We start from the raw sequence: 6,380 nt of genomic DNA, 5'->3' as shown, positions 1-6,380 counted from the left end.
TTACTCAGTCCGTTTAACCCTCCAAATATTAATTTTACATATGAAATATCTATGCCTTGATTCTGGGGTATTAAACGGGATTTTTCATTTTTTAAAATTGTACTATAAACAGTTTCTTTTTTGTAATTTTGATTGTCACCAACGTTTTTGTCATTTTTTATATCAGTAGCAACCTTTTGAGTTGTTTCCCCATATAAATCTTTATCTTTCACATTGTATACTCCATGAGTTGTTTGATATATTATCCTACTATGTTCACCGTCTTCTTTTTCTTCATAAGTACTATCGCTAACCTCTTCTTTCACATACGCATACCCATCATCACTAGCAGACATAACAGTCTTCATATCCCCTTCATCCAACGCCTTTACTAATCTCTCATACTCTATCTTTGTCTCTCCAAAACCACACCCACTTAATAAACTTGCCACTATTGACACGACTATCATCACCTTAGCTTTCTTCTTTAATTTCATACTGTCACCTCGTTAGTTACTCTAGGCATTTTTAGTTTCATTATGTTCCCTTTTTGATAGTAATACACTTCATCTTTACCTAATGGTGCTTCGTTGCTTATATATTTTATATTGAAGATACTTTGATCATTTAATGGCATTGCGATAATTGCTGCTGTTAGCTTACTTCTCATTTTCATAGGTAGAGCTTCACGATTTCGGTCCATGTAGTCGTGGTGACCTGCTAATACAAAGTAAATGCCTACTGTACGAGATAGATCAATTAAAGTTGCTGCATCCTCCATTTCTAAATAAACAAATTTACTAAACTCTTCAACATTTGTCATGATAATGAGTTGTTTTGTGAATGCAGGAATTTCTCTACCTTCTTGTCTTGCTTGCGCTAATTCAAGAGCTCGTTCGCGAATTACTTCCATCCAATACTTCGCATGCATATTGATTTCATTTTCGTCTACAATGTAGTGCGTCACATTATCTTTATATTGAACGAAACTATACTCTGCTGTATCCACTAACGTCACACTTTCAAAATAATCTTTATTCAATTGAGATAGGATGCTAGATACAATTTGTTTTCTCATACTATCATCTACACTATAAATCATTAAATGATCATTCACTGCAATATCATGAGCTACAACTTCTACGTTTGCAAAATCAAGCCCCATTGGAATTCTTGCTGCTTGTAGAGCTTTTGTAACGTCTTTATTTTTACGATAAGTAGCAATATCAATAATTTCTGGCATCATTGGAATTGCCTTCGGACGTTCTCCATCCCATTCTCGGTCCATATCATTTGCTTCTTGTTGTAATAATTGAATTTGCTGTAATTCATCTTCTGCTTTCGTAGGCAATGCAACCTGGAATAATGTAGGAGATTCTAGTTTTATTAACGCTCTTCCTACTGTTTCTTCCACTTTTATATCAGATCTCCCTACAATACTAGCTACTTCACTTTGATCAATCATATATAGGCAAGTTTGGATTTTAATATTATTGTACAATTGAATTCTAAGTGCATTTTGTCGCCCTGCACTAATTAAGGTATGAATTCCTAAACTTGCACCATCTCGAACAATTTGCATAATTAGCATTTCAAAGCTTTCATAGAACTTCGCTTCTTTTACTGCATCATAATTGTCGATCGCAATAATAATATGTGGTATTTCTTTCCCACTTGCCTTTTCATACATTTCAATATTTGCAACGTCATATTCACTTAATAATCGTTTACGATTTTTCATTTCTTGAGTTAATCTTTCAACAAACTTTAAACATTTTTCAGATTCGTCAATCGTAATCGTATCCGCTACATGAGGTAATCCTTTCAAAGGTAGAAGACCATTTGTTCCAAGGTCCACTAAATACACATGCAAATGCTCCGGACTATGCTGACGAGCTACATCCATAATGACTGATTGTAAGAATGTTGATTTTCCGTAGCCTGGACTTGAGAAGACCGCTACGTGTCCGTCTTTACTAATATCTAGTGTTAATGGTGTTTGTGATTGTAATTCAGGCTGATCTAGTAGGCCAATTGTTGCTTGTAATGGTTTCTTTTCTTTCGTCCATGCTTCTTTGAACTGAATAGCATGTAAGTCTTGTAAATATACGCTTTCTGGAAGTGGTGGTAACCACGGTCTTGCTAATGCTTCAATTTCATTTATTTCTGCGTAATCGTGAATGTAGTCAATAACAGCATCCAGTTCAGATGGTACGCTTATTACTTCTTTACTGCTACCAAGTCCACTTAAATCTTCACTTAATATTTCATATTGTCCTAGATCATTTATTGCATAGATTGTTGCGTCTAAATGTTCTTTATCCTCTTTGTTTTCTACATAGTCTGCTCCGCTCCAAGCTGATTGGAATAGTTCATAAATTTCATTATTCCCAACTTGTAAGTAAGCACGTCCTGGTAATGTAATTTCAGCAGCATCTGGTGTTTTTAAAATTTCATTACTATCTGACGTATTTTGAACTTTTAGTGCTAGTTTGAATTTCGAGTTACTCCAAATTTGATCATCTACAACACCACTTGGTTTTTGCGTAGCTAATATTAAATGAATTCCGAGTGAACGACCGATACGCGCTGTTGAAACTAACTCTTTCATAAATTCTGGTTGTTCTGACTTCAGTTCCGCGAATTCATCACTAATTAAAAATAGATGTGGCATCGGTTCACTTACTAAGCCTTCTTTATACAGTTTTTGATACTGATTAATATGGTTTACATCATTTTCGCCAAATAATCGTTGTCTTTTTTGTAATTCAGCTTTAATTGATGCGAGCGCTCTCATACTTTGTGCTCCATCTAAGTTCGTAATTGTTCCTAATAAATGCGGTAAGTTTTTGAATAAATTCGCCATTCCGCCGCCTTTATAGTCAATTAGTAAAAAGGCTACTTCGTACGGATGAAAATTGACTGCTAGAGATAAAATATACGATTGTATAATTTCCGATTTACCTGAACCTGTTGTACCTGCTATTAATCCGTGTGGTCCGTGTGCTTTTTCGTGTAAGTTTAAGTTTACGATATCTTCTTTACCACGTAATCCAAGTGGTACAGCTAAAGATTTATGCGCTGCATTTTTCTCCCAACGACTTGTGATATTCAGTTCTTTTACTTTTTCAACGCCGTACATTTCTAAAAATGTTACGCTTTCTGGAATACTATTTTTTAAGTTTTGCAAATGATTTAATGGTGCTAATGCCCGTGAAATATCTTCTAAATTAAACCCTTTCGGTACGTGATTTAGTTTAAATTGACGGTTAACAAGCTCTCCTTGCTCTAAGATGATGTTCCCTTGTTTTGCATCTCTTATATCTATTACCGTTTTCACATGCTCCGGTAAACTTTGCATAACATCTTGCACAAATACAAGTGATACACCTAATTGACTCGGATCATCATTAAAGAATTCCATAACAACATGGTCTAATATTAGTTTTTCATCTGTAATGAGAACGACATAGTGCGGTGCAAAGTACATTTTTTCATTAGTAGAACTTTTTTCATCTAGTTTTAATTTTCGTTCTTTCAATATTTGATACAAACTATTTAACACTTGATCACGGCTACGATCATGGTATACAAATCCACGTACATTTATATCGCGAACACTTCCATGAGGTAACCAGCGCATCCAATCCCATTTTTCTTTTTCTTCTTCCGGAAAAATAGTAATAAACTGCAAGTCATAATAACTATGGAATAAAGCCGTTTGTGCAACTAATAATTGTAATTGCTCTAACACTAAAGAGCGTTGGCCAATATAACCGACTGGTCCATTCATTAAATCTGTTACAACCGGTACATCTTCCAATGATAGATAACGCTGTCTTAGTTCACGTGCTATATCGATTAATTCATCTTTCGTTTGACTAAACTCTTCTTCATTAAATTGAATTTCAAAACTCGTATTAGCTTGTCCTGTTCCAACGCTAAATGTTAAGAAATCATGATGTAACATTGTTTTTTCATAAATTCTAGGATTTACTTGAACTGCCATATTACGTATTACTTCTACATTTGGATTGTGATAATGTAATGCGTGACGCTGTTTTTCACTTTCTGCATGTAAATCTTTCGTTTTTTGTTTTATATACTCTCTATAGCTTTTATCTCGTTCAACAATGTCGACTTTATATTGCTTCAAATTTTTAATATACGATGTGACAGAAACAATGATTGTTACTAATGTCATCGCAATCGATGCGATAATAAACATTCCATATTTCATGAAAATAGCAAGTAATACAGTTACGACAATCATGACAAGTGAAGGTGCAATGATTCTTGCTAAATGCTCCGTTGGTTTTGATGGCATACTTGAAGGCTTTGCAATTGTCATTTTCTCTTCTGGTTCACGGTAAATAATACGTGGTGAACGATGATAGTCTGGATAACCACTTTGATAATTCGTTTCTGATTCTACTAAAATAGGTAACGCAGATTTCACTTTATCTTCTGAAGAAAGTACTTGAATGTCTTCACTACCAATCTCCAATAAAATACCATCAAAATATAATACGTCTCCTGATTCCAACATAACGCTATCTTTTAACTTCGTATAATTATGAAATACATCCCCGCCATACACGTTCACTTTAAAAGAATCGTACAACGTTTCGCGAGATAGCATTAAATCTACACTAGTCCCGGTAATAGAAATATCATCGTAATCGTTTTGACTCACTGTAAGAGAATGTTTCGTTCCAATATCAAACACTTTAGTTGTGCCAACAATAGATATAAAGATTTTCAAGCTCACATCTCTTGTTTTCCCAATCTCAATTTCCTTATTGAATTCTATTAATTGATCCTGTACCATCCAAGCATTTACTTCATTATTCCACTTTAACTCTACTTCTTGTTCTAAACTTGGATTCGTAATATCATTTGTCCACTCTTTTCCAATCGACACTATTGATTGCTCATTTGGATGTAATGTGCACTTATATATTTTGTCTCCATAAGTCAATACTAATAGTTGCTCCATCCGTGTTCACTGCTCCTTTTCAACTGTCTCATCAAGTGCTTACTCTTTTTTCTCTGTGTCCGACAAATTTTTATCGTTTGATGAATTGCCATATTTCTTTTTATATTCATCTAATTGTTGCTCATATGTTTTTAACTTTTGATCACGTTCTTCCCCTGATAAATCCGGATTATTTTTCAGTGATTCAATTTGTTTAACAAGGCCGTACATAATAAGCTGAGGATCATCAAGTGTCTTAGCTAAATCTAATGATTTATCAAAATTACCTTTTCCGTTATACATCCAATACAGCAAATACTTTTCATCACTTTTCAAACTAATGTTTTTCATAATCGATTTCTTTTGAGCTTCACCTAGTTTTTCAGCTGTAATGTATGCAAATGCTAACTCATATTTAGATGCAATCGGTAATGATTCAAACTCCTCTTCATTCAATTGCGTAATGACTTTGTCATAATCAGTTGCTATGAAACTTGCATTTGCTTCTAACAATTTATTTTGATAAGGAAATTTTATAAAAGTGAAATATATTAAAGGAGCAGCTAAAATAACTGTCGCCGCTATGAAGGAAAAAGCTAAGTATTTAAATGATTTATAGCTTTTTTTAGGTACTAACTGCATATTTTTTTCTGTTTTTGTTTGTTCCTTCTCAAAGCTGTCATCAAGAAACTGCAGTAATGCATCTAAGCTTTCCATTTGAGCAACGGTCTGTTCAAATGTTGTTTCTTTTGCATCTTTTAGTAACCCAGCATACAAATCATCAAAGTTATGTTTTTGGGAGAATAAAGCAATAATTAGACACTTATATTGTGTTAAAAATTGCTCTTCTAATAACGGGGTTGGCGGAACAATATCTCGAATTCCTCTATGTATAATACTTGGTATTAAATTAGCATTAAAAACTATATTGTCTGGATGTAAAAAGAACGTGATTCGTTTATTTAAATATTTACGAAACTGCGCAACATTCCGAAGTAGTCTTAATTTCTCATTTCTTCCAAAACGGCTAAGATCGTCCCACTTATATAATTTTTTATCTACTTGATATAGAAACGTAAACATATCATCCGTTTCTTCTATTGTTAATGGTACAAATTCAGATGATTCGCCCGTAATTATATCGAATTGACGGAAGTCTTTTATACGTGTTTGAGATTTGGTCATCTCCAATTTCCAATTTTCTTTTTCTATTTGAAATTGATAGTTCATTGCATCAATTTGAATTATTTTTTCCGTCATGTTTATCCTCTTCTCCTTTTCTTTATAACCCGTAATAACTTATTTTCAAATAACTAAAAGTAAAAAATATTCTTTATAAAACTTGCAAAATATCTCCATCTGTTATTTGGTGATCAATTAAACGATCATTATCTGTTAAAACAATTGACTTATTTTTCACTTT

At 33.4% G+C, this 6,380-nt stretch carries 2 protein-coding genes and 3 pseudogenes; all 5 read right to left on the bottom strand.

Features of this window, described 5'->3' with window-relative positions; genetic code table 11:
* The coding region (locus ACQGS6_RS21095; protein WP_426965535.1) for a DUF3952 domain-containing protein at positions 1-476 on the bottom strand (476 nt) is incomplete at its 3' end.
* Positions 473-4,702: pseudogene (gene essC / locus ACQGS6_RS21090) on the bottom strand (type VII secretion protein EssC); the annotation flags it as partial. The gene ACQGS6_RS21095 and the pseudogene essC, both read right to left, overlap by 4 nt.
* Positions 4,697-4,978 (bottom strand): annotated as a pseudogene (locus ACQGS6_RS21085) (FtsK/SpoIIIE N-terminal domain-containing protein); the annotation flags it as partial. The pseudogenes essC and ACQGS6_RS21085, both read right to left, overlap by 6 nt.
* A 39-nt stretch (positions 4,979-5,017) precedes the next feature.
* Positions 5,018-6,217 (bottom strand): type VII secretion protein EssB, encoded by a 1,200-nt coding sequence (gene essB, locus ACQGS6_RS21080; protein WP_000136611.1) that lies wholly within the window; start codon positions 6,215-6,217, stop codon positions 5,018-5,020.
* A gap of 73 nt (positions 6,218-6,290) precedes the next feature.
* Positions 6,291-6,380 (bottom strand): annotated as a pseudogene (locus ACQGS6_RS21075) (EsaB/YukD family protein); the annotation flags it as partial.

The organism is Bacillus sp. GMs2/2, from assembly GCF_050172095.1.
In the GTDB taxonomy this organism is placed as follows: domain Bacteria; phylum Bacillota; class Bacilli; order Bacillales; family Bacillaceae_G; genus Bacillus_A; species Bacillus_A cereus.
This window is presented reverse-complemented; position numbering and strand designations above follow the sequence as displayed.